Annotated in this window: 17 protein-coding genes; 16 read left to right on the top strand and 1 reads right to left on the bottom strand. The window is 71.4% G+C overall.

Going from position 1 to position 23,734, the window contains the following annotated elements; all coding sequences use genetic code 11:
- The first annotated feature begins 4 nt into the window (after positions 1-4).
- Genes LWF15_RS19470 through LWF15_RS19450 form a run of 5 tightly spaced genes read left to right on the top strand, consistent with a single transcriptional unit; the run spans position 5 to position 6,820 of the window.
- Positions 5-1,246: a hypothetical protein gene (locus LWF15_RS19470; protein WP_232812277.1), complete on the top strand. Its 1,242-nt coding sequence runs from the start codon at positions 5-7 to the stop codon at positions 1,244-1,246.
- A 2-nt stretch (positions 1,247-1,248) separates the two neighbouring features.
- Positions 1,249-3,144, top strand: a complete 1,896-nt coding sequence (locus LWF15_RS37655; protein WP_232812276.1) for an AAA family ATPase — start codon at positions 1,249-1,251, stop codon at positions 3,142-3,144.
- On the top strand, positions 3,141-3,782 hold the full coding sequence (locus LWF15_RS19460; RefSeq protein WP_232812275.1) for a 4Fe-4S single cluster domain-containing protein: 642 nt from the start codon (positions 3,141-3,143) through the stop codon (positions 3,780-3,782). The genes LWF15_RS37655 and LWF15_RS19460 overlap by 4 nt, the downstream gene beginning before the upstream one ends.
- Complete coding sequence (locus tag LWF15_RS37650) at positions 3,770-4,312, top strand: FHA domain-containing protein (RefSeq protein WP_232812274.1); 543 nt, start codon at positions 3,770-3,772, stop codon at positions 4,310-4,312. The genes LWF15_RS19460 and LWF15_RS37650 overlap by 13 nt, the downstream gene beginning before the upstream one ends.
- Positions 4,313-6,820: a protein kinase domain-containing protein gene (locus LWF15_RS19450; protein ID WP_232812273.1), complete on the top strand. Its 2,508-nt coding sequence runs from the start codon at positions 4,313-4,315 to the stop codon at positions 6,818-6,820.
- A gap of 6 nt (positions 6,821-6,826) precedes the next feature.
- Here LWF15_RS19450 and LWF15_RS19445 read toward each other — a convergent pair whose 3' ends face one another.
- Complete coding sequence (locus tag LWF15_RS19445) at positions 6,827-7,597, bottom strand: hypothetical protein (protein WP_232812272.1); 771 nt, start codon at positions 7,595-7,597, stop codon at positions 6,827-6,829.
- A 420-nt stretch (positions 7,598-8,017) separates the two neighbouring features.
- Here LWF15_RS19445 and LWF15_RS19440 point away from each other — a divergent pair, with 420 nt between their 5' ends.
- From LWF15_RS19440 to LWF15_RS19390, 11 genes are all read left to right on the top strand, one after another.
- Positions 8,018-10,399: an AfsR/SARP family transcriptional regulator gene (locus LWF15_RS19440; protein WP_232812271.1), complete on the top strand. Its 2,382-nt coding sequence runs from the start codon at positions 8,018-8,020 to the stop codon at positions 10,397-10,399.
- A 15-nt stretch (positions 10,400-10,414) separates the two neighbouring features.
- Positions 10,415-10,912, top strand: coding sequence for a DUF1203 domain-containing protein (locus tag LWF15_RS19435; RefSeq protein WP_232812270.1), 498 nt, complete (start codon positions 10,415-10,417; stop codon positions 10,910-10,912).
- Positions 10,913-10,983: 71 nt separating this feature from the next.
- Positions 10,984-11,739: a 3-oxoacyl-ACP reductase FabG gene (gene fabG / locus LWF15_RS19430; RefSeq protein ID WP_232812269.1), complete on the top strand. Its 756-nt coding sequence runs from the start codon at positions 10,984-10,986 to the stop codon at positions 11,737-11,739.
- 29 nt (positions 11,740-11,768) lie between these two features.
- Complete coding sequence (locus tag LWF15_RS19425; RefSeq protein WP_232812268.1) at positions 11,769-12,725, top strand: beta-ketoacyl-ACP synthase III; 957 nt, start codon at positions 11,769-11,771, stop codon at positions 12,723-12,725.
- Positions 12,726-12,752: 27 nt separating this feature from the next.
- Complete coding sequence (locus tag LWF15_RS19420; protein WP_232812267.1) at positions 12,753-12,998, top strand: acyl carrier protein; 246 nt, start codon at positions 12,753-12,755, stop codon at positions 12,996-12,998.
- Between the two features lie 42 nt (positions 12,999-13,040).
- Positions 13,041-14,375: a condensation domain-containing protein gene (locus LWF15_RS19415; protein ID WP_232812266.1), complete on the top strand. Its 1,335-nt coding sequence runs from the start codon at positions 13,041-13,043 to the stop codon at positions 14,373-14,375.
- On the top strand, positions 14,372-15,379 hold the full coding sequence (gene sbnA / locus LWF15_RS19410) for a 2,3-diaminopropionate biosynthesis protein SbnA (protein WP_232812265.1): 1,008 nt from the start codon (positions 14,372-14,374) through the stop codon (positions 15,377-15,379). Before LWF15_RS19415 ends, sbnA begins: the two co-directional genes overlap by 4 nt.
- Positions 15,373-16,380 carry a 2,3-diaminopropionate biosynthesis protein SbnB gene (sbnB, locus tag LWF15_RS19405; protein WP_232812264.1) on the top strand — a complete coding sequence of 336 codons (1,008 nt, stop codon included), beginning with the start codon at positions 15,373-15,375 and terminating at the stop codon, positions 16,378-16,380. The genes sbnA and sbnB overlap by 7 nt, the downstream gene beginning before the upstream one ends.
- Positions 16,381-16,413: 33 nt before the next feature.
- On the top strand, positions 16,414-21,492 hold the full coding sequence (locus LWF15_RS19400) for a non-ribosomal peptide synthetase (protein WP_232812263.1): 5,079 nt from the start codon (positions 16,414-16,416) through the stop codon (positions 21,490-21,492).
- The gene (locus LWF15_RS19395; protein WP_232812262.1) at positions 21,492-22,382 is read left to right on the top strand and encodes an ornithine carbamoyltransferase; all 891 of its coding nucleotides are present in this window, start codon (positions 21,492-21,494) and stop codon (positions 22,380-22,382) included. The genes LWF15_RS19400 and LWF15_RS19395 overlap by 1 nt, the downstream gene beginning before the upstream one ends.
- Positions 22,379-23,686, top strand: a complete 1,308-nt coding sequence (locus LWF15_RS19390; RefSeq protein ID WP_232812261.1) for an MFS transporter — start codon at positions 22,379-22,381, stop codon at positions 23,684-23,686. Before LWF15_RS19395 ends, LWF15_RS19390 begins: the two co-directional genes overlap by 4 nt.
- Positions 23,687-23,734: the final 48 nt, after the last annotated feature.

Below are 23,734 nucleotides of genomic sequence, written 5' to 3'. Positions count from 1 at the left end.
GGCCATGAGCTCATCCGTGACCATCGACTGGGCCGCCGTCCGTGAGCAGCAGCGTCGCGAGGTCCTGCAGCTGCGTTCACGTCTGGCCGGGCTCGCCCGCCGGCGCGACCAGATCGAGGCCCGTCGCGCCGCCGCCGACGCGGCCTGGAGCGGCCTGGGCCTGAAGGTGCCCGCCGTGCACGTGCTCAGTGACAGCGCCTCCGTCGAGCAGTTGCAGATCGCCGTCGCCACCGCCGCCCGGGAACTCGACCAGACCGAAGAGGCGCTACGGGCCCGGATCACCCAGTTGTCCACCGCCGCCCGGTCGGCCGGCCCTGCCACCCGGGTCGCGGGCGCCGGGGCTCCGGTCCGGACTCCCGACAGCACGGTCACCCTCGATCCGGAGGCGATCGGCCGGTACCGCGGCCCCTCGAACCAGCCCACCGTTGCCGATCTCGGCGCGGAGGCCGACCGCATCATCAGCGAGTGCGCGGTCCGGTGCCCCGAGGGCGACCTGAGTGAGCTGCACCGCCTGCGGGAGGGTCTGAGCGCCGACCCGGGCCGGGCGGCCGCCGGGGTCGACCGCATCTGGGCCACCGCCGGTGAACTGGCCCGCCGCACCGCCGCGGCCGAGGCGCAGGCCGTGGAACGCGAAGAACTGATGATGCTTCTCGGCGGGGTGCCCGACACCGAGACGCCCCGGCTGCGGGAGCGCATCACCACCGCCCCGGGGCCCGACCTGCCCGGCGTCAGGGCCGAGATCGTGGCCGCCAACGAGCAGGCCACCCGGGAACGTTCACGCGACGCGGCCGTCGGTGCGCTCGCCGCGTCGCTGTCGGAGCTCGGGTACGACGTCGGAGAAGGGTTCGAGACCTACCTGGACAAGGCCGCTCCGGTGGTCCTGCCGTCCATCCACTCGGCCGAGCACGGGGTGCGGGTCAAGGTCACCGAGGAACACCTCTACGTCTCGGTGGTGCGCAGGGCCGGCACGGCTCGGACCGGCTCGCACGAGGACGACCAGGCCGTGCAGGAGGCAACCTGCCGGGACCTGGACAACGCCATCGAACGGGCCGCCGAACACGGTGCGGACCTGAGCGTCGCGGCCCTGCGCGCCCCGGGTGAGCGGGCCCCGGTCATGCAGGCCGACGCCTGGCCGTCCTCCGACCAGGACGCTCGCCGCCGCCGAGCGGCCGCCGCGGCGCAGCAGAACGCCGCCCGGGCGGCCCAGGCGAACCGGGCCGCCCAGAGCCGGCGCCAGAACGGATGAGCGTGACCACCGAGTCCCCGGCCTGGCTGCGCGAGGTCGACTTCGCCCTGTCGCTGCACCCGCACATGGTGCTGACCGGCAACGTGCGCGACCAGTACCCGGTGCCGGTGCCAGGGCTGGTGCCCGAGGGCAGCGGCACCCGGTACGTGGTGATCGGCAGCGCCCTCTGGCAGGTCTGCCAGGCCCGGGGTTTCGCCGCGCTCGCGGTGCTCGACCCGGTCACCTACCGGCTGGACCTGCGGAACGAGGGCGCCGTGCCCGACGTGCTCACGTCCCACGCCAAGGAGTGCTTCTCGATCGAGGACGTGAACGGCGTCCCTCGCCTCGACGTGCGCAAGTTCGGCGCCCTGCTGCGCTCCCTCACCGAGCACCGCGGGCCGGCCATCGCCCTGCTGATCCCGTACGCGGCCCGGATGTTCCCCGCCGCCGGGCTCGCCGATGCGGGCATGCTCGAGATGCTCGGGCAGATCGACGCGCTGGCCCATCAGGCGAAACCGACGGCGCCGCAGACCGTCCCGGGGGCCGGGCAGCCCCGGATCACGCCCTACAACGTGGTGTTCTGGCTGTGCGACCGCCAGGAAGACCTGCACCAGGCCTTTCCTCTGAGCAATCGGGCGGTGCGGCAGATCCGGGTCCCTACCCCCACCTACGAAAACCGTTACGCAGCGGCGCTGGCGATGCTCACTCCCGGGGATCCGGAGCCGGGGAAGGCCGCCCGGGCGGCCGGTGAACTGGCCGAGGTCACCCACGGGATGAACATCGGTGAGGTCCTGGCCTGCGGCCGGGTGGCCCGCGACCGGCAGCTCCCGCCCGAGCGCTTCGCCGAGGCGGCCCGCCTGATGCGGGTCGGGATCACCGAGGACCCGTGGTCGGCGCAGTCGCTGCGCAAGAAGCTGGAAGAGGCCGAGGAGTACCTGAACGCCCGGGTCCTGGGGCAGGAGCGGGCGGTCGCCAAGACCCTCGACGTGCTCTACCGCTCGGCCGTGGGCCTGAACGGGGCGCACGTGTCCAGCTCGCCCAACCGGCCGCGCGGGGTGCTGTTCCTGTCCGGGCCCACCGGCGTGGGCAAGACCGAACTGGCCAAGGGCATAGCCAATCTCGTGCTCGGCAGCAGCGCCGAGCCGTTGCGGTTCGACATGAGCGAGTTCCGGGCCGACGAGGCCCACCAGCGGCTGATCGGTGCCCCGCCCGGCTACGTCGGCTACGACGCGGGCGGCGAACTGACCAACGCCGTGCGCTCCAACCCCGTCTGCGTGCTCCTGTTCGACGAGGTCGAGAAGGCCCACCCGCGCATCTTCGACCTCTTCCTGCAGATCCTGGAGGACGGCCGCCTCACCGACAGCCGCGGCGCCACGGTGTACTTCACCGAGTGCTTCCTGATCTTCACCTCCAACCTCGGTGTCCGGCCCGGCGGCGCCGAGACCGAACCGGGCCCGGCCGGCCCGCCGAAGACCGTGCGTGACCTGGTGCACTCGGGGATGGACCCGCGCCAGGTCGAGGAACTGCTGCGCGGCGCCTACGAGAAGTTCTTCAACGAGGACATCGGCCGCCCGGAGCTGCGCAACCGGCTCGGCGAGAACTACGTGGCCCTGAGCTACATCGACGAGGCAACCGTCCGCAAGATTGTCGACAAGGGGCTGGCCGCGGTGACGGCGAGGCTGAAGGCCGTGCACGGCACCACGCTCGTGGTCGGGCCGGACGTGCGCGAGAGCCTGATCGAGGCCTCCCTGTCCAAGAAGGACGACGGCGGCCGCGGGGTGAACAACGTGCTCGAGGCCGCGCTGGTGAACCCGCTGGCCCGGCACCTGTTCGCGAGGTCCCCGGTCGAGGGGCAGCAGCTGGAGCTGGCCGACCTGCTCTTCGACGACGAGAAGGGCTGGGTGCTGACGGTCCGATGACGTCGTTACGGGTCAGCCGGGCGCACTTCCCGGTGACCGCTCTGGGCCCCGGCCGGCGCCTGGCGGTCTGGGTGCAGGGCTGCGACCTGGCCTGCCCGGGCTGCATGTCCCGCGACACCTGGCCCGCCGACGGCGGGCAGGAGGTGCCGGTGGCCCAGGTTGTGCAGTTGTGGCAGCAGGTCGGCGCCGAAGGCCTGACGATCAGCGGCGGGGAACCCGGTCAGCAGGCCGCGGCGGTGCGGGAACTCATCGAGGGAGTGCGGGCGGTGCCTTTCGGCGGCGCCGAGCCCGACGTGCTGCTCTACACCGGATACACCGAGCCCGAGTTGGCCGAGCTGGCACCCGGACTGGCCGAGGCCGCCGATGCCGTGGTGTTCGGCCGGTTCGAGATCGCCCGTCCCACCGACCTTCTCTGGCGCGGCTCGGCGGGGCAGGTGCTCAAACCCATGACGGCGCTGGGGAACCAGCGCTACGGCCGGTTCGTCGAGGCCAGAACCGCCGAGCCGCCCGTGCAGTTCGCGGTGGAGGACGACCGGATCTGGACGATCGGGGTGCCCCGGGCCGGGCAGCTGACCGCTGTGGAGAAGCAGTTGCGCCAGCGGGGTATCGAGGTGGCAGGAGTGTCGTGGAGGCCGTGACCTGGCACTGCCCGGCCTGCGGGGCAACCTCTTCCTACGAGACCACCTGCATGATCGATTTCGTGCAGTACGTCCCGGTGCGACCACCCGAGCCCGAAGCGGTACTGTCCACGCCCACCGTGGCGCAACCGACGTCCACTGTTTCTGATCCACAACTCGCGCCCGGCAACGAGATTGAAGACGTCCGCCCGTCACCGGAGCGGTTGGCTCTGCGCACCCCCTGGCGCCGGGTGGTCAGCCTGCCCGACGAGGGGGATCTGCTGATGGGCCGCTCACACCCACCGCTGAAGGAGATTCCCGAGGCTCTGGCGAGCCACCAGATCTCGCGGCGGCACCTGAGGCTCTTCCGCGATCGCAGCGGGGTGCTCATGGTGGAGGACTTCAAGTCGACCAACGGCACCTTCGTCGACGGTGTCGCGGTGCGGGAACAGCCGGTTCCGTTGCGGGCCGGGCAGATCCTGCGGTTCGGGCTCGACGTCGAGTGCCCGGTGGTCCGGATCAACGAGTTCGGCGAACCAGAGGACGACTGAGTGAGCACCAGCGACGAAGAGCCGAAAACCGTTCGTCAGAGGCCGGAGGACCTCCCGCAGGTGCGCCACGGTGGTGAGGAACCCACCGTCGTCCAGACGCCGGCCGGCGGTCCCGCGGATCACGAAGACCCCACGGTGATACAGCTTCCGGCCGATCAGACTCCCGTCATCGACCTGCGTGCGCACGAGGCCCCGACCCTGGTTCAGCCGGTTCCGGGTGCTGCCCGGTCCGGTGCCGGGAGTTCCGGGCTTCCGGCGGCCCTGGCGGTGCGGTTCGAACTGCGGCCGGGCCCGAACGGTTCGCCCGCCCTCGGTGCGGGGGGAGAAGCCGACGTCTGGCTGGCTCAGGACAGCGAGAACGACTGCCTGGTGGCCCTGAAGGTCTACCGGGGTCAGGCCGAGGACTTCGACGAGCGGGTGCGTCGTGATCTGGAAGCTCGGCGGAACGAGTTGGGTGACGAGGTGTTCCGGCGCCACGTACCCCGCCTGTACGGCTGGGGTACGGTGCCTCACGGCGGCCGCGACGTCGCCTGGGAAGCGATGGAGTACCTGCCCGACGGCTCTCTGGCCGATCTGATCCGCTCGGCCCGGCCGGGAGTCCTGCCCGCCGGCCAGGCCGAGCAGGTCGTCGCCGCTCTGGTCGAGACCCTGGACTTCTGGGAGCGGGAGAAACTCGGCCGCCAGATCGACCTCTCGCCCGGCAACGTCCTGCTCCGGCGCGGTGAGCCGCTCGAACTGGTGCTGGGCGACTTCGGCGGGGTGAAGGGCACCGGGCTCAGCCAGGCCTTCGGGATCCTGCAGGTGAAGCTGGCCTACATGGCGCCCGAGGCGCTCAGCAGCGCCAGCCACGCCAAGAGCCCGTTCTGGAGCCTGGGCATGATCGTCCACGAGATGGTCACCGGGGCCACGGTGCTGGCCGGGCAGGACGAGAACGTGCACCGGCTGCTGCTGGCCACCGACGACATCGACGTCTCCGGCATCACCGACCAGCGCTGGCGCACCCTCGTCGAAGGTCTGCTCACCCGCGGCCTGAGCGACCGCTGGGGGGCGGTCGAGGTGCGGAAATGGCTGGCGCGCGAGCAGGTCCCGGTGCGGCGTTCCACCCGCGACCGCTCCCGGATGGAACAGCTCAGCTTCAACGGGAACTCGTTCGACGACCCGCGGCTGCTGGTCGCCGAGCTCGTCACCCACCCCGACCAGGCCATCAGCTGGCTGCGCCGCGGCGGGTCGGGCCGGCTCGACGGCTGGCTGCGCCGCACCTTCCCCGACCAGCCGTTCGACACCGCGCGGCTGGCCGGCCTGGGGCGCGACGAGGTCTCCGCGCACCTGGTGCTGGCCCACCTCGGCGCCGCCTTCCTGCGCGACGTGCAGCCGCTGTACCGGGGGCAGGCGATCGACACCGCAGGTCTGCTCAGGCTCGCCCGTGACCCGTCCCGGCACGCCCTGCTGCACGAGATCGTCGACAGCGGGGTCCTGGGCATCGCCGCCCGGCACAACTGCGAACATCCCGGCTGCACCGGCCGTTGCCGGCGGCTCGACCAGCTCGCCGAGGACATCCCCCAGGCAGTGCGCTTCTTCGAACGCCGGCTGGACGAGGTGACCACCACGCTGAGGCTGGACCCGCTGGTCGCCGCGGCGTTCGGCGGCTGGGTGGACACCACGGTCAACGCGTCGGCGGCCATCGCCCGCATCACCGAGATGCTGATCGACCCGGCCACGACTGCCGCGCTGCGGCAACGCGCCCAGTCCACGCGGCTACCGCGCCAACCTTGGTGGACCGAACTGGAGCGCACCGCCAAGAACCCGCGCGGTAACCGGGCCGAGCGCACGGCCGCGGTGGCGATCATCGAGCACCTGATGGACCTGGCCCGGCGCTACCGCCTGGCCGACGACCAGCGCCGGCAGGTGAGCCGCCGCCAGAACGCGGCCCGGGCCGGCCGCTGGACCCTCTCGCAGTTCACCGGCACCCCCACCGGTGGCCGGGTGTTCAGCGCGCCCCGGCCGGTGATGTTCCTGCTGTGGATCGCCCTGCTCGCCAGCACCTACGAACCGGCCTATTTGCTGGTGGCCAAGCGCAACGCCCTGCCTCGCGACCAGGCCTTCATGGCCGCGGCCGAGGAGGTGATGGCCGAGACCCACCTGTACACGCAGGGCATCCCGGACTGGATGACGCCGGTCCTGCGCGGGGTCTTCCCCGGCCCGGCCTGGAAGGCGCTCATCGCCTACCCCGTCGTCGTGGCGGTCTGCATCGTGGTCATCCGCCGCTCCACCCGCGGCTCGGGCGCCCGCTCCTGGATGGTCCTGCCGGCTGCCACCCTCGGTGCCCTGACCGCGATCGGCCTGATCATGCACCTCCTGGCCACCGACTTCCGGGGCTTCTGGGTGGCCATGGCCACCCTGGACGGCGAGGCCATCGGGATCATGCTGGTGGTCTGGATCGCCGTCCGCGTGGCCGCCGGCCCGCGCCGGGCCCCGGTGCGGCCGCCGACCCAGGGATGGGGCACCTAGCCGGCCTCAGGTCTTGATGCGGTCCGAGCACGCCCGCTGGGGGCGCATCTCGACCTGCGGCAGCACCCCGCCCAGGTGATCCCACGAAACCCCCTCGCTCACGTCCCACCAGCCTCCGTCCTCACCGAAGATCTGCTGGCTGCGTGAGGTCCAGGAGGTGGCGGACCACCCGTCGCCCTCGATCCAGTCGTGAGGGTCGGTGAGGTAGACCTGCCAGCCCCTGGTCACCACGGCCGTCCGGGTCGTGTACCGCTTGAGGTTGCCGAACACGGTTCTCTTGGCCTTGCCGAGCGTGACCACCTCGACCACCGCGTCGGTGGCACGCCCCCGTTCCCGGAGCACCCGCAGAAGGTTGGTGTAGATCTTGTCCATGAAGGCTGGATCGCCGCGGCGGCTGAGGTACTCCCGCTCCTGGGCGTCCTGCTCGGTGAGAACCTCCGAGCGGCGCAGCAGGTCGTCGTTCTTGAGCCAGGTGCAGAGCCGGCTGTCGCCCTTCACCTCGCTGTGCAGCACGCAGACGGCGTTGCCGCAGCGGGCGCAGTACCCGACCGCGAACGTGCCGCACCGGCACAGCGGGGTATCCCCGGTGGGGCGGGCAGTCGGCTGGTGCCAGGTGTGACCGCAGGAGGCTGGGATGTGCTCGATGTGGGGAAGGCTCGGATCGCGGGGATCCATGCCGGGGCCGCGGAACTCCTCGATCCACCGGTTGTGGCATTTCCACAGGCCGACGTCCACCTGCTCGACCTTGCTGCCACCACATCGTGGGCACGTCACCATGCAGTGAGGATGGCAGTGGAAGCAGCCCCACGTGGTGGTTTTGGTACAGGTATCGACCAGTGGTGGATTTGGGGGTGGATGGCAATGTTGATCCGTCACCCCAGAGGGCCCCGCCGCCGTGAGTAGTACTGGCCAGTTGTCCAGTAGTGCATGGGTTTTCGTCATGCACTGAAAAGGCCTGTCAGAGAACGGATCTACCGCACTCGCCGAAGACAGGTGTGCGGATGTGTATCAGGCGGCGTGGTTTCATCTCCCTTGTTCGAACACCTGTGGGGGCAGGGGCCGTACCGAACCCGTCGAAGAAGTCCTCGAACTGGCGGGGGCGGTGCCGGAGTGGCGGAGCGCGGGGGCGCACCGGACCGGGAGGCCGAAGTGGCGCGAAGGGCGACTGGGAACACTTCGCGCAAGGAGGGGAGCACCATGGGGGAAGCAGTCGGGGTCACCGAGGAGGGCCGGGTCGAGTTCCGGATCCTGGGGCCGGTCGAGGTCTGGCTCGACGGCCGGCAGTACTCGCTCGACGGGTCCAAACAGCGAACTGTGCTGGCCGCCCTCCTGCTGGCCAAGGGCCGGATCCTGGCCGACGACCGGCTCAGCTCCCTGCTCTGGGGCGAGGAACCGCCGGCCACCGCGGCCGCGCAGCTCTACACCCACGTCTCCCGCCTTCGTAAGCTGCTCGGCGAACGGGCGGCGATCCGCCGGCAGCGGCCCGGCTACCTGATCGAGATCGGCTCGGCCCAGATCGACCACGTCGAGTTCGAGCGGCTGAGCACCGCCGGGCGGGCCGCCCTGGAGGCCGGCTCCTACGAGGACGCCTCGGCCACCCTGGGCCGGGCGCTGCGGCTGTGGCGCGGCCCGGCCCTGGCCAACGTCACCGAGCACCTGGCCGAGATGGGCCTGCCCGGCCTCGAGGAGGCCCGCACGGTGGCGCTGGAGAGCCGGATCGAGGCCGACCTGGCCCTTGGCCGCAGCGGCCCGCTGCTGGCCGAGCTGACCAGCCTGGTGGCCCTCTACCCGCTGCGCGAGCGGCTGCGCGCCCTGCTGATGATCGCCCTGTACCGGGCCGACCGGCAGGCTGATGCGCTGAACGTGTTCCACGAGGGCCGCACCCTGCTGGCCGAGGAACTCGGTGTCGACGCCGGGCCCGGGCTGACCGGCCTCTACCAGGAGATCCTCAACGGCGAACTGCAGGTCGGGCCCGGGCGCACACCGTTGCGGGCCGACGCACCGGAACCGGCCGCGAGCGAGCAGCGCCCCTCCACGCTGCCCTCCGACGTCCCCGACTTCACCGGCCGTCAGTGCGAGGTCCGGCAGATCGCCGAGCTGCTCACCACGGGCGCGGGATCCGGCCGCTCCGGTATCGCGATGATCACCGGCATGCCCGGGGTGGGTAAGAGTGCCCTGGCTGTGCAGGCCGCCCACCGCTGTCGCGACGACTTCCCCGACGGTCAGCTCTACGCCGACCTGCGCGAGGCCAACGGCACCCCGGCCGACAGCGTCCTGGTGCTCGGCTCGTTCCTGCGCTCGCTGGGGATGCCCGAGTCGGACGTGCCGCAGGACCGGGCCCAGCGGATCCGCTGCTACCGCAGCCTGCTGGCCGACCGACGCGTGCTCGTGGTGCTCGACAACGCCGCCAGCGACCGGCAGGTGCGCTGCCTGCTGCCCTCTGGTCCGGAGTGCGGGGTGCTGATCACCAGCCGCTCGCCGCTGACCACGCTGGAGGGTACGCAACTGGTCGACCTCGAGCCGTTCGACGTCTCCGAGTCGGTGGCGATGCTCTCCGGGATCATCGGCCGGGAGCCCGTGGTGGCCGAGAACAAGGCCGTGGCCCGCCTGGCCGCGGCCTGCGGCGGCCTGCCGCTCGCACTGCGGGTGGCAGGAGCCCGGCTGGTCAGTGGCGGCCACCATTCCCCGGGCCGGCTGGCCAACCGGCTGTGGGCCGAGTCCGGGCGTCTGGACCAGTTGCGGCTGGGCAGCCTGGACGTGCGGGCCATTCTGGAAGGCGCCTACTGGGACCTGGACCCGCGGGCCCGCACCGCCCTGCGCCGCCTGGCCCTGCTGGAGGTGCCCGACTTCGCCAGCTGGGTCACCGCGGCCGTGCTGGAGGTCGGCGAGGAGGACGCCGAGGACGTGATGGACGTGCTGGTCGGCGCCCGGCTGGTCAGCGTCCTGGGCCGGCCGACGGGCGGTGTCCGGTACCGCGTGCACGACCTGGTGCGCCTGATGGCGCGTGAGCGGGCGGCAGCCGAGGAACCGGCGGGTGAACGGCAGGCCGCGCTCGACCGGGCGATGGGTGCCTGGCTGACGGTGGCGGCCGAGGCGGACCGCCGCCTCGGCGGTGAGGCCCCGGCCGGGGGAGCGAGCCGCTGGCGGCTGGGTTCGGGCTACCTGAGGCGGCTGCTCGAGGATCCGCTGACCTGGTTCGAGCAGGAAGAGGGCGCTCTGGTCGCCGTTCTCGAGCAGGCGGTGCGTACCGGGCGCACGGCGCACGCGTGGGAGACCGCGCAGAGCCTGTCCGGCTACTTCGGCCACCACCACCGCCACGACGACTGGCGGCGGACCCACCAGCGCGCCTGGACGGTGGCCCACGCCAGCGGCGACGTGCTCGGGCAGGCGGCGATCCTGCAGGGGCTGGCCCGGTTGTCGGCCGTGCTGGGCGACGACGGAGCCAGCCGCGGCTACGCCGGTCAGGCGGAGATGCTGAACGGGCAGCTGGGTTCCAGGGTGAAGGAGACCGCCGTGGTGGGGTGGACCTACCTACACCCCGCGGCGGGCGCAAGTGCCATTGCCGGGAAGCGTCTCTGAACCTACCGTTTCAGGGTGCCGAGCTTCCGTGTGCTGCCGATCACCCAGGACGTCGCCTGGAACGTGCGGGCCACTCTGCGTTCGCCGGGGTGTGACTACCCCGCCTACGTCGAACTGGCCAGTGGCGACGGCCCCTGCCGGGTCTGCCTGAACCCGTTCCGTTCCGGCGTCGACCGGGCCGTCTGGTTCGTCTACGACCCGGTCCGGGGCCGCGGCCCGGTTCCCGCCCCCGGGCCGGTGCAGGTGCACGAAGACGGCTGCTGCGCCTACGAGAACGCAGCTGCCGGGCTCGACCCGGCCGTCTTCACCGACGACCTCAGCGTGCTGCTGCAGGGTTTCCCGGTCCAGCCGGACGACACCGCCGCCGTCACCGGGATCGAGTGCGCCACCGGCGCCCCCGCGGTGGGCAAGGCGCTTCAGCACCTCTTCGCGGATCCGGCCGTCGCCTTCGTGCACGTGCGCCGGGCCGACGACGGGTGTTTCCTGTGTGAGGTCACCACCTCCGGCCACTGAGACCGCGCGGCACGTAGGAAAGATATAGATCCCGATAGAACCGGGATAGGCGCCCGCCCCAGGCTCTCACCATGCCTGATGGACAGCGAGGACAGCGGCCGGTCGCCTTGGTCACCGGAGGATCGCGGGGGATCGGGGCCGCGATCGTGGCCCGGCTGGCCCACGACGGACACGACGTCGCGTTCTGCTACGCCTCCAGCTCCGAGGCCGCTGCCCTGGTGGCCGAGAAGGCCCGGGCCCACGGCGGCCGGCTGCTGGAACGCCGGATCGACGTCTCCGACGGGGCCGCGGCCCAGGAGTTCGTGGCCCTCACCGAGCGCGAACTCGGCCCGATCAGCACGGTGGTCACCTCCGCGGGCATCATCCGCGACCGCCCGCTGGCCCTGATGGACGACGAGAGCTGGGACGACGTCCTGCGCGTCAACCTGGACGGCACCTACCACGTCTGCCGGGCCGTGGTCCGCAAGCTGATCCGGCGCCGTCAGGGCAGCGTCATCACCGTCTCCTCGGTCTCCGGGGTGAGCGGAAACGCCGGTCAGACCAACTATTCCGCCTCCAAGGCCGGGATCATCGGTTTCACCCGGGCGATGGCCAAGGAGGTCGGCCGCTACGGCGTGCGCGCCAACGTGGTCGCCCCGGGACTGATCGAGACCGACATGATCGCCGGGATGCCCGCCCAGGCCTCCGACGACCTGCGCGGCCGGATCCCGCTGGGCCGTTTCGGTCAGGCCGCCGAGGTGGCCGGCACGGTCTCCTTCCTGGCCTCGGACCAGGCCTCGTACATCACCGGTCAGGTGATCCAGGTCGACGGTGGCATCGCGATCTGAACCCAGCCTTTTCACCGCAAGGAGGAGCCATGCCCCAGAGTCACGAGTCCCGGATCAGCGGTATCGCCGCCTACCGGCCGTCCCGGCTGGTCACCAACGAGGAGGTGTCCGCCCGCACCACGGTCGAGCCGAACTGGATCGTCGAGCGCACCGGCATCCAGACCCGCGGCCTCGCCGGCCCGGAGGAGGACCTGGTCACCATGGCCGTCGAGGCGGGCCGCAAGGCGATCGCCATGTCCGCCGCCGATCCGGGCGACATCGGCCTGGTGGTGCTGGCCACGGCCACCCGCCGCCAGCGCATGCCCGGTATCGCCCCGCAGGTCGCCAGCCGGATCGGGCTGCCGGTGGCCGGCGCCTTCGATCTGAACGCGGTCTGCGCCGGTTTCACCTACGCCGTGGCGATGGGCTCCAACGCCGTCCGCTCCGGCGAGACCGGCCACGCCCTGGTGATCGGGGTGGAACGGGTCAGCGACTGGATCAACCCGGCCGACCCCGACACTTTCGTCATCTTCGGCGACGGGGCCGGCGCCGTCGTCGTGTCGCGCTCATCGGAATGGGGTGTCGGGCCGTCCATCTGGGGCAGCGATGGTGACCGACACGGCGTCCTCGAGTTGGTGGAGGCCGAGGACGGACGTGAGTACGTCGGCATGAACGGGCCGCTGGTGTACAAGTGGTCGACCTCGGTGATGCCCGAAGCGGCGCAGCGCGCCTGCGTCGCCGCCGGCGTCACCCTCGCCGACATCCAGTGGTTCGTGCCGCACCAGGCCAACTGCCGCATCATCGACACCCTCTCGCACCGCCTCGGTTTCCGCGAGGAGCAGGTGGTGCGCGACGTGGTCGACGCCGGCAACACCTCGGCGGCCTCGGTGCCGCTGGCCCTGTCCCGCCTGTACGACAGCGGCCGCACCACCCCCGGAGACCTGGTGCTCCTGCTGGGGTTCGGAGCCGGCCTCACCTACTCGGGCCAAGTCGTCCGCATGCCGTAAGCACCAGCAACCATCAAGGAGACCGCAATGAACAACGACCAGATCCTCGACGAGATCGCCCGCCAGATCCGCATCCTGATGCCCGGCCTGGACGAGACCGTCCGGATGGACACCGTCTTCGAGGAGCTCGGGATGGACTCCCTGACCCGGGTGGACCTGCTCTCGGCGGCCGAGATGTCGTTCGGCATCGAGGTGCCCGACGAGGAGGTGGGCTCGCTGGTGCGGGTCCAGGACCTCGTGGACTTCGTGATGTACAGCCAGGCCGCGGCCTGAGCCACTCGCCCGAATCAGACGACCGACGGACGGAGCCCTCAGGTGGAACAGCTCGAACACCGCTTGGCCGTGGGGCAGCAGGCCCTGTGGCTGCTGCACTCGATGGCCCCGCACAGCTCGGCCTACAACGCCGGCGGGGCGGGGCTCTTCCGCCCCGGCCCCGACCTGCCGGTGCTGCACAAGGCGGTCGCCGCCGTCGTACGCCGGCACGACATGCTCCGCTCGCGCTTCGTCGAACGCGACGGGCAGGTCGTGCGGGTCGTGCCCCGAGGGCTCACTCAGACGTCGGTGCTGCGCGTGGAGAACCTGGGTGACGCCGACGACGGCGAACTGCGCCGGGCCGTCACCGCGGCCTCCCGGCAACCGTACGACCTGGGCAAGGAAGGGCCGTTCCGGGCCGTCCTGATCCATCGGCCGCACGATGCGGTGCTGCTGCTGGGCACCCATCACATCGCCTCCGACGCCACCTCGCAGTGGCTGATCTGGCGCGACCTGATGGACGCGTACGAGGCCTACGCCGGAGGCCGAGGCCCTGCTTGGATGCCCACACACACCGGCTATCACGACCACGTGGCCCGGGAAGAGGACCTGATGGCCTCGCCTCGGGGTGCCCGGATGCGCGAGTACTGGCGCGGCATCACCGACGGCGCGGCCCAGGTGCAGCTGCCGTTGGACCGGCCCCGTCCAGCCACGCCTTCCTACCGTGGGCAGACGGTGGCCCGGCGCATGCCGGCCCGTGCCGTGCGTGAATCTGCTGCCCGGCAGGGCGTCTCGCCGTTCGCCCTGATGCTGGGGTCTTTCCAGATGCTGCTGCACCGCTACACCGGCCAGCGCGACTTCTCCCTGGTGTGCCCCGCCTCCACCCGCCGCCGCAACAGCGCCGAGGTGGTCGGCTACTTCGTCAATCCCATCACCGTGAGGGTCCGGTTCGACGAGAACACCACCGTGGCCGACATCATCGACGGTGCCGGCGACCAGTTGCGCAACGGCATGGCCCGGGCGGCCTGCCCCTACGAGCACGGTGCCTACCGGGTGTCGATGACGATGGTGCCCGCCGACCGCCTGGGCGGACGGATGCAGCAGGTCTACGACCACGAGATCGAGCTGGCCGGGCGCCGGCTGTCCTACTTCGAGGTGCCGCACCTGGAAGGACAGTGCGACCTGTCCGCAGAGATCACCGAGGGCGCGGACGACTTCACCGTGGCCTTCCGCTACGACAGCGACCTGTTCGAGCCGGCCACCGTCGAGCGGATGCTCGAGCAGTACCTGACCCTGACCGGCAACGCCGCCCGTCGGCCGGACGGCCCGGCCGACCGGGTGCCGATGGTCGAGGCCGACGAGCGCATGCGTCTGCTGGCTCTGGGCGGTGTGCGATGAGGCCACCGGTCGACGGGGTGCTGGGGGCAGTGGGAGACACCCCGCTGGTCCGCCTCACCCGCGTGTCCCACGAACTCGGCCTCGACGCCTACGCCAAGCTCGAGCGGTTCAACCCGGGCGGCAGCGTGAAGGACCGCACAGCGGTGAGCATGCTGCGGGCCGCCCTGCGCGACGGAGACCTGGTGCCCGGCTACTCCACCGTGGTCGAGTCCAGCTCCGGCAACCTCGCCGTCGGTCTGGCCCAGTTCTGCCTCTACCACGGGCTGGACTTCGTCTGTGTGGTCGACGCCAAGACCACTGCGGCCAACGTGCGGCTCCTGCACGCCCTCGGCGCCACCGTCGAGATGATCACCGAGCCGGACCCGGCGACGGGGGAGTACCTGCCGGCCCGGCTGCGCCGGGTGCGGGAGCTGAGTGCCACCCTGCCCGGCGCCTACTGGCCCAACCAGTACGCGAATCCCCTGAACGCCCGCGCCCATCACGAGACCATGCACGAGATCGCCCAGGCGCTGGACGGTCACGTCGACTACGTCCTGTTCCCGGCCGGCAGCTGCGGCACCCTGGTCGGAAGTGCCCGCTACGTGCGGGTGAACGGCCTGGACACCAAGGTGGTGGCGGTCGACGCGGTGGGCAGTGTGCTGTTCGGCCGGGCCGAGGGCCGGCGGCTGATCCCCGGCCACGGGGCCTCGGTGCGGCCGGCGCTGCTGGACCAGACACTGGCCGACGACGTCGTGCGGGTCACCGACCTCGACTGTGTGGTCGGGTGCCGGCGTCTGGCCCGCTCGGAGGCGATCCTGGCCGGCGGTTCGTCCGGCGCCGCCGTGGCCGCCCTCTACCGGCTGGCCGAGCGGATCCCGGCCGGTTCGCGCTGCGTGATGATCTTCCCCGACGGGGGCGACCGCTACCTGGACACGATCTACTCCGACGACTGGGTGCAGCAGCACTTCGGCGACGTCTCCGACCAGTGGCGCACCGCCGCGCAGAGGCAGGTCGCGCCGTGCTGATCGTCGATCACGCCACCGTGCGCAGAGTGCTGGACGGGCGCGAGCGGGAACTCGTCGAGCTGGTCGGGCAGACCTACGCCGAGCACGACCGGGGCCGCAGTTCGCTGCCGCACTCGATCTTCCTGAGGTTCCCGGACGAGCCCCGCAACCGGATCATCGGGCTCCCGGCCTACCTGGACGGGCCGCCCCGGGCCGGGATCAAGTGGATCTCCTCGTTCCCGGGCAACATCGACACCGGTCGCGAAAGAGCCAGCGCCGCGATCATTCTCAACTCGATGAGCACCGGTCACCCCGAGGCCCTGGTTGAGGGCTCGCTCATCTCGGCCCGCCGCACCGCCGCGAGTGCCGCCCTCGCAGCCCGCGAACTAGCTCCTGCCGACACCGGTGGCATCGTGCTGATCGGCTGCGGTGTGATCAATTTCGAGATTCTCCGGTTCGCCGCCGCCGCCCTGCCCGCGTTGAGAAAGGTGACGCTGTACGACACCGACCCGGCCCGCGCGGAAGCGTTCGCCGGCCGTGCTATCACCGAAATGCCGCACCTGACTGTGCAAACGCACCACAACGTCGAGAAGGCGCTGAAGGAGGAGGCGTTGGTCAGCCTGGCCACCAACTCCTCGACTCCTCATCTGGACCTGTCGCAGGCCGATCCGGCCACGACGGTGCTGCACGTCTCGCTGCGCGACCTGAGCGTGGCCACGGTGCTGGCAGCCGACAACATCGTCGACGACACCGACCACGTGTGCCGGGAACAGACGTCCTTACATCTGGCCGAAAAGGCGACCGGGAAGCGGGACTTCGTGACCGCGACCATCGGATCCCTGATGCGGGGCGAGAACGGGACGTTCCGCACCCACGCCGCCCGCAGACGTCCGGTGATCTTCTCTCCGTTCGGTCTGGGGGTGCTCGACCTGGCCCTGGCTCACCTGGTCGTGACCCGGGCCCGGCAGGAAGGCCTGGGCGTGGTTGTGGACGGGTTCCTGCCCGAGCCGGCCCTCGCCTGACGCCCCCAAACCACTCAACAAGAGGACATTCTCATGAAGCCCTTGGTCACCACCTCGCCCGAACCGGCCCTCCGGGGCGGGGGTGGCGACCTCCCATCCGCACCCTACCTACTGCCAGACCTGGTCGCTCAGCGCATCGGCAGCGATCCAGCGCGCGCGGCGATTACCTTTGGCGAGAACACGACTGACTACGCGCACCTCGGCCGGCGCGCCGGGGCCGTGGCCCAGAAGCTCAAAGACCTGGGGGTACGGCGGGGCGACCCGGTGGGGGTGTTCCTGCACCGCCACCCCGACCTGGTTGCCGCCCTGCTGGGAATCTGGTGGGCGGGGGCCGCCTACGTGCCCCTGGATCCGAATCACCCTGACGAGCGGCTGGCCTGGATGGCCGATGATGCCGGCGTCCGGGTGACCGTCACCCGCGGCGACCTCACCTCCCGCGTGGGTCGGCTTTCTCAATTGAAGACGCTTGTGCTGGACGATCTGCCGACGGCGGGTTCGCCAGTGGGCCCGTTGGTGGACGTCAGTGCCGACGACGCGGCGTACGTCATGTACACCTCCGGCTCCACCGGACGCCCGAAGGGCATCGTGATCGGCCACGGGGGCATCGCCAACCGGGTGCTGTGGACCGTGCGTACCCACGGCCTCGGACCGGGGGACCGGGTGCTGCAGAAGACCTCCACCGGTTTCGACGCCGCTGTCTGGGAGTTCTTCGCACCCCTGGTCAGCGGTGCCACGGTGGCGCTGGCCCCCCTCGGCGCTGAGCGGGACCCGGAGCTGATGGTCCGGGCGATCGCTGAGCAGGACATCACCGTGCTGCAGGGCGTGCCGTCGGTGCTGCGTAGGCTGGTCACCGAACCGGCCTGGCCCGACTGCCGTTGCCTGCGTCTGGTCTTCTCCGCCGGGGAGCCCCTCGATGCGGCTCTGGCCCGGGCTCTCAGCCTGGAGGGGCAGGCTCAGGTGTGGAACACCTACGGCCCCACCGAGTGCTCGATCGACGTCACCGCGCACCGCAGCGACCCCTCCGCCGCGGAAGGCGCCGTGCCGATCGGCCGCCCCCTGGACAACCTGCGCATCCTCCTGCTGGAGCCCAGTGGTGAGCCGGTGCCGGTCGGGGTGCCGGGCGAGGTGCATGTGGGCGGCGCCGGTCTGGGCCGCGGCTACCTGAACCAGGCGGCCCTGACCGCCGAACGGTTCGTGCCCGACCCCTACGGCGAACGCGGCGCCCGCCTGTACCGCACCGGCGACCAGGCCCGCTGGCGCTCCGACGGCAGCCTGGAGTTCCTGGGCCGCCTGGACGGGCAGGTCAAGGTCAACGGTGTGCGCATCGAGCCCGGCGAGGTGGAGGCCGCCCTGCTGGGCCACCCGGCCGTGCAGAACGCCGCGGTCCTCGTCGAGGAACATGAGCAGGCCCGGCGGCTGGTCGGATACCTGGCCGGCCCCGACCTGCCCAGCGCCGACGAGACGCGGGCGTATCTGCGCGAGCGGGTGCCCGAGGTGATGATCCCGGCCCGGTTCGTGCACCTGGCCGAGTTCCCGCTCAACACCAGCGGCAAGACCGACCGCCGCGCCCTGGCCGCCCTGGCCCCGCCCGCGGCCGAGCGGGAGGTGGTGCCGCCGCGTAACGCTGCCGAAGAACTGATCGCCGAGATCTGGCGAGAACTGCTCGGCGTGGACGAGGTCAGCGTTGATGACGACTTCTTCTCTCTGGGTGCTACTTCGCTCGACGTCACCCGTCTGGCCACCCGACTGCGCGCTCGCTGCGGCCGGGTGGACCTGCCCGGCCTGTTCGGCGCCTCCACCCTGGCCGGGCAGGCTGCCCTGATCGGTACGGCTGCGTCGGAGCAGGCCACCTTGACCGGTACGGCCGGGGCGGGGCGGGCCGGTGAGGTCGGGCAGGCTGGGCCGGATCAGGGCGATCCCATCGGTACGGGCGGGTCGGAGCAGGCCGAGATCCGGCGGGTACCCCGCACCGGACCACTGCCGCTCTCGCCCGGCCAGCACCGGCTCCGGTTCCTGGACAGCCTGAATCCGGGCAGCCCGGAATGGGTCGCCCCGCTGTTCCTGCGCCTGCCCGCGGGTGCTGACGAGGTCAACGTGCGTCGCGCCCTGCACCACATCGAGCAGCGCCACGAGTCGCTACGCACGCGCTACCCCGGCGACGACGGCCAGGTCGTGGTAGCCGCCGGGCAGGTGGAACTGCGGGTCGAACACAGTGAGGCGCTGGAAGGGCTCTTCGCCGAGCAGTTCGCCCGCGGCTTCGACCTGGCCAACGGCCCCCTCTGGCGGGCTCTGCTGGTTCACGTACCCGGCCAGGACCCGGTGCTGCTGGTCACGGTGCATCACATCGCCTCCGACGGCTGGTCCACCGCCGTGCTGGAACGCGAACTGCGCCACCTCATCTCGGGCGGCGGTGCAGAGGATCTGCCCGAGCTGCCGGTGCAGTACGCCGACTACGCGCACTGGCAGCGCCGCCACACCAGCGACGAGGCGCTGGCCGGTGACCTGGCGTACTGGCGCCGGCAGCTGGCCGGGGCCGTGCCCACCGAACTGCTGCCCGACCACCCCCGGCCCGCCCGACGCGACGCCGCCGGAGCCGGGGTGCAGGTGCGCATCCCGGCCGCGCTGGCCCAGTCGATCGAGAAGTTCTCCCGCGCGCAGGGCGTCACCCCGTTCACCACTCTGCTCACCGCCCTGGCAGCCCTGCTGGCCCGGCACACCGGTTCGCAGGACGTGGTGATCGGCACCCCGGTGGCGGGCCGCGACCGCGAGGAGCTGAGCAACGTCGTCGGGTTCTTCCTGAACTCGGTGGTGCTGCGCTGCCGCCTCGACGACGATCCGGACGCGCTGACCGCGGTGCAGCGGGTGAGGCAGACCTGCGCCGAGGCCTTCGCCCACCAGAGCGTGCCGTTCGAGCGCCTGGTGAACGAGCTTCAGCCCCAGCGCGACCTTTCCCGTACCCCGCTCTACCAGGTCGCCTTCGACCTGCAGGAGGAGGGCGCGACCACGATGAGTGCCGACCCGGTGGTGAACGCCGCGTTCCAGCAGGCCTGGAAGGTGTCCAAGACCGACCTGACCCTGTTCGTGCGCCGGGGTGAGAACGGCACCCTCGATGCAGCCTTCGAATACGCCGCAGCCCTTTTCGACCAGACCACCGTGCAGCGCCTGGCCGACCGGTACATGCGCCTGCTGCGGGCGATCGTGGCCAAGCCCAGCCGCCGGCTGTCCAGCATCGACCTCGTGCCCGCCGCCGAACGCAGGCAGCTGCAACGCTGGTCGGTCAACCCGGGCCCCCTGCCCCTCACCTGCGTACACGAGGACATCCGGGCCGCCGGGCAGGCCAACCCGCAAGCGGTGGCCGTGGAGTCGGGCCTGCACGCGCTCACCTACGCCGAACTCGAGGCCGCCAGCAACCGGATCGCCCACCACCTCACGGGTCTGATAGCCGGCCAGAGCGAGCCGACGGTAGCGGTTCTGCTCGATCGTGGGTCGGATCTGATCACGACAATGCTCGGCATCTGGAAGGCCGGGGGCGCCTACGTCCCGCTCGACCCGTCGTTCCCGGCCGAGCGGATCGCCGACGTGGCCGAGACGGCGGGTACCACCGTCGCCGTCACCAGTTCCGCCTACGCGCAACGGTTCCCACAGCAGATGCGCACCGTGGCGCTCGACAGCTCCACATTGGACGTCCACCCCGACACCCCGCTGGATGTGCCGGCCGACCCGGACCGACTGGCCTACGTCATCTTCACCTCCGGGTCCACCGGCCGCCCGAAGGGGGTCGCCGTCACCCACCGAGGACTGGCCAACCACGTGCACTGGGCCGCCCGCGAACTGGCGGGTCAGGGCACCGGGGGAGCGCCGCTGTTCTCGTCGGTGGCCTTCGACCTGGTGGTGCCCAACCTGTGGGCGCCGCTGGTGGCCGGTCAGCGGGTCTGGATGTACCCGCAGAGCGCTGAACTGGACGGCCTCGGGAAGGCCCTGGCCGGGGCGGGCTCGTTCAGCTTCGTCAAGCTGACCCCCGGGCACCTGGAACTGCTGGAGCACCAGCTCACCCCGGCCCAGATGGACCGGCTGGCCGAGGTGGTCGTGGTCGCCGGCGAGGCCCTGGCCGGGCCGCTGGCCCAGCGCTGGCGCAACGTCCTCGGCGACGCGCGGCTGATCAACGAGTACGGCCCCACCGAGGCGTCGGTCGGAACCTGCGTGCACCCGGTCACCGGGCAGGTGACCAGCGACGTGGTGCCGATCGGCCGTCCGCTGCCGAACCTGAGCATGCGCGTGCTCGAGCCCGACGGCTCGCCCGCCCCGATCGCGGTGCCGGGGGAGCTGTGGGTCGGCGGCGTGGGCGTGGCTCGCGGCTACATCGGGCGGCCCGACCTGACCGCCGAGCGGTTCGCCCCTGACCCGTGGGGCCCTCCCGGGGCGCGGATGTACCGCACCGGAGACCTGGCCCGGGTCAACGCCGACGGGGCCGTGGAGTTCCTCGGCCGGATCGACGACCAGGTGAAGATCCGCGGCTACCGGGTCGAGCCCGGGGAGATCCGCGCCCGGCTGCTGGAGAACCCCGAAATTGAGGACGCGGTGGTCGTGGCCGCCGGTCCCCTCACCGACCAGCGGTTGCTGGCCTACTACGTCCCGGCCGCAACCGGCGAGGTGAACGACCTGGCCGCCTACTGCGCGCAGCGACTACCCGCCTATCTCGTCCCGGCCGCCTTCATCGCCCTCCCGGCGATCCCGCTCACCGCCAACGGCAAGCTCGACCGCTCTTCCCTGCCCGAACCTGAGGCGAAGTCGGCCCTTACCGCGCCTCGTAACCCGGCCGAGGAACGCGTCGCGCAGATCTGGGCCGGCGTGCTCGGCTGCCCGGAGGAGGAGGTCGACGTGCACACCGGGTTCTTCGCAGCCGGTGGGCACTCGATCCGCGCGGTCCAGCTCATCTCCGAGCTGAAATCCGCCTTCGGTGTGCAGCTGTCGATCCGTGCCGTGTTCGAGCGGCCCACCGTCGCCGAGCTGGCCGAGGAGATCGAGGCCGCGATCCGCGCCGAGATCGAGCAGATGACCGCCACCGACCTGCTGGCCAGCGTGCAGAACCAGGTACAGGAAGGAAACTCCTGATGCGACATCTCATCTCGATCGCCGACCTGACCGACCGGCAGGTGCGGCAGATCGTCGAACGGGGCGCCGAGTTCGCCGACGGCGAGCGCTCCCGGGCCCTCGACGAGGCGGTGGTGGGCGTGTACTTCCGCAAGACCTCCACCCGTACCCGCACCGCGTTCTCCAGCGGCGCCCTGCGGCTGGGGGCCCGGATCATCGCCTACGGCCCGGAAGACCTGCAGACCAACACCGGCGAGACCCTGGAGGACACCGGGCAGGTGTTCTCGCGGATGCTCGACGGCCTGGTCGCCCGCACCGCCGCGCCGACCGCCGAGCTGCGCGCCTGGACCGGGCAGGAACGGATGGGGGTGGTGAACGCGATGACCACCGAGGAGCACCCCACCCAGGCCCTGACCGACCTGACCACCCTGTTCCGGCACTTCGGCCGGATCGACGGGCTACGGGTGCTGTACCTGGGCGAGGGCAACAACACGGCGGCCGCCCTCGCCCTGGCCCTGCCCCGCTTCCCCGGCACCGTGCTGGACCTGCGCACCCCACCCGGGTACGGCGTCCCTGGAAAAGGTCTGACGGCGCCAGGGGTGACCCAGCGGCACGACCTGAAGAACCTGGAGAGCGACTACGACGTCATCTACACCACCCGCTGGCAGACCACCGGCACCAGCAAGCCCGACCCGGACTGGCGGCAGGTGTTCGCGCCCTTCCAGGTGGGCGAGCAGCTGTGGCGCGACAGCCCCAAGGCCGTGTTCATGCACGACCTCCCGGCCCACCGCGGTGAGGAGGTGACCGCCGCGGTGCTCGACGGGCGCCACAGCATCGCCTTCGACCAGGCCGGGAACAAGCTCTACAGCGCCATGGCCGTGCTGGAATGGTGCCTGGCCGGCTCCCGGTGACCCTGACCGAGCCTGACACCCGTCCTCAAAGTTCCCCGACCGCAGAGGACGCGGAGGTTCCGCTCGGCCGCAACCGGCAGTTCCTGCTGATGTGGGCCGGGTCGGGGGCGGCGGTGCTGGCCGAGCGCTTCAGCGCCGCCCCCTTCACCTTCGTGGTGGTCTACGAGGGCTACGCCAAGAGCCTGGCCGGGCTGGTCGCCTTCGCCGCCCTGCTGCCCCAGCTGCTGGTGCAGCTGCCGGCCGGGGTGCTGGTCGACCGGTGGGACCGGCGCCGGGTGATGATCGTGGCCGACCTGGTGCGGCTGATCGGGATCGGCTCGGTGGCCGTGGCGCTGGTGCTGGGCCACGTCTGGATCGCCCACCTCGTCGTGGTCGCCTTCCTCCAGGGGGCCTTCACCGTCTTCTACACGCTTTCCGAGCGCGCCGCCGTGCGTTTCGTGGTGGCCAAGAAGCAGCTGCCGGTCGCCCTGGCCCGCAACGAGGCCCGCGCCCGGGCGGCCGCGCTCGGCGGGCACCCGGCCGGAGGCACGCTGTACGAGCTCACCCGCTGGGCCCCGTTCACCTCCAGCGCCGTGCTGTACCTGCTCTCGCTGCTGGCGATCCTCTCGTTGCGCGGGCCGATGCCGCCGCCGCAGCGCACGAACCCCCGCTCACCGCTGGCCGAGGCCCGCGAGGGGCTCACCTGGGTGTGGCGCGAACGCGAACTGCGCATCGCCCTGGGCCTGATCGCGGTCAGCAACATGATCTTCCAGGGCATCATCCTGGCCCTGCAGTTCATCGCCAAGGACGGCGGGCGCTCACCGCTGTCGGTCAGCCTGATCCTGGCCGCGGGCGGAGTCGGCGGCCTGGCCGGGGCCCTGTTCGGCGGGCGCTGGATCCAGCGCGCCCGGATGGAACGGATCATGGTGGTCACCTACCTGGCCTGGGCGCTGGTGCTGCCCGGGATGATCTGGGCCGACGACCCCTGGCTGCTGGGGGCCCTCTTCCTGCTCATGTCCGGCATCGGCGCTTCGGTGACCGTGGCCGGCACCGTGCACCAGATGCGGGTCACCCCCGACCGTCTGCAGGGCCGGGTCGGCAGCGTCGTCCTCCTCATGGTCTCCGGCTTCAGCGCCTTCGGTGCGCTCGGTGCCGGATACCTGTTGCAGGAGACCGGAACCCGCACGTCCATGATCGTGTTCTCGGCCGTGATGGCCACGCTCGCCCTGGTGACGATCGTGGTGTTCGGGCCGCACCGTAACCCCCGCGGCCGGCACCTGGCCCCCCGCCCGCGCCGTACCACCCGCGGCCGGCACTGCTGGTGAGCTGCTGGTGAGCCATATCGGAAACGTATAGACGGGGCTGGGAACCTC

This window comes from Kineosporia rhizophila (assembly GCF_021277265.1).
Taxonomy (GTDB): Bacteria; Actinomycetota; Actinomycetes; order Actinomycetales; family Kineosporiaceae; genus Kineosporia; species Kineosporia rhizophila.
This window is presented reverse-complemented; position numbering and strand designations above follow the sequence as displayed.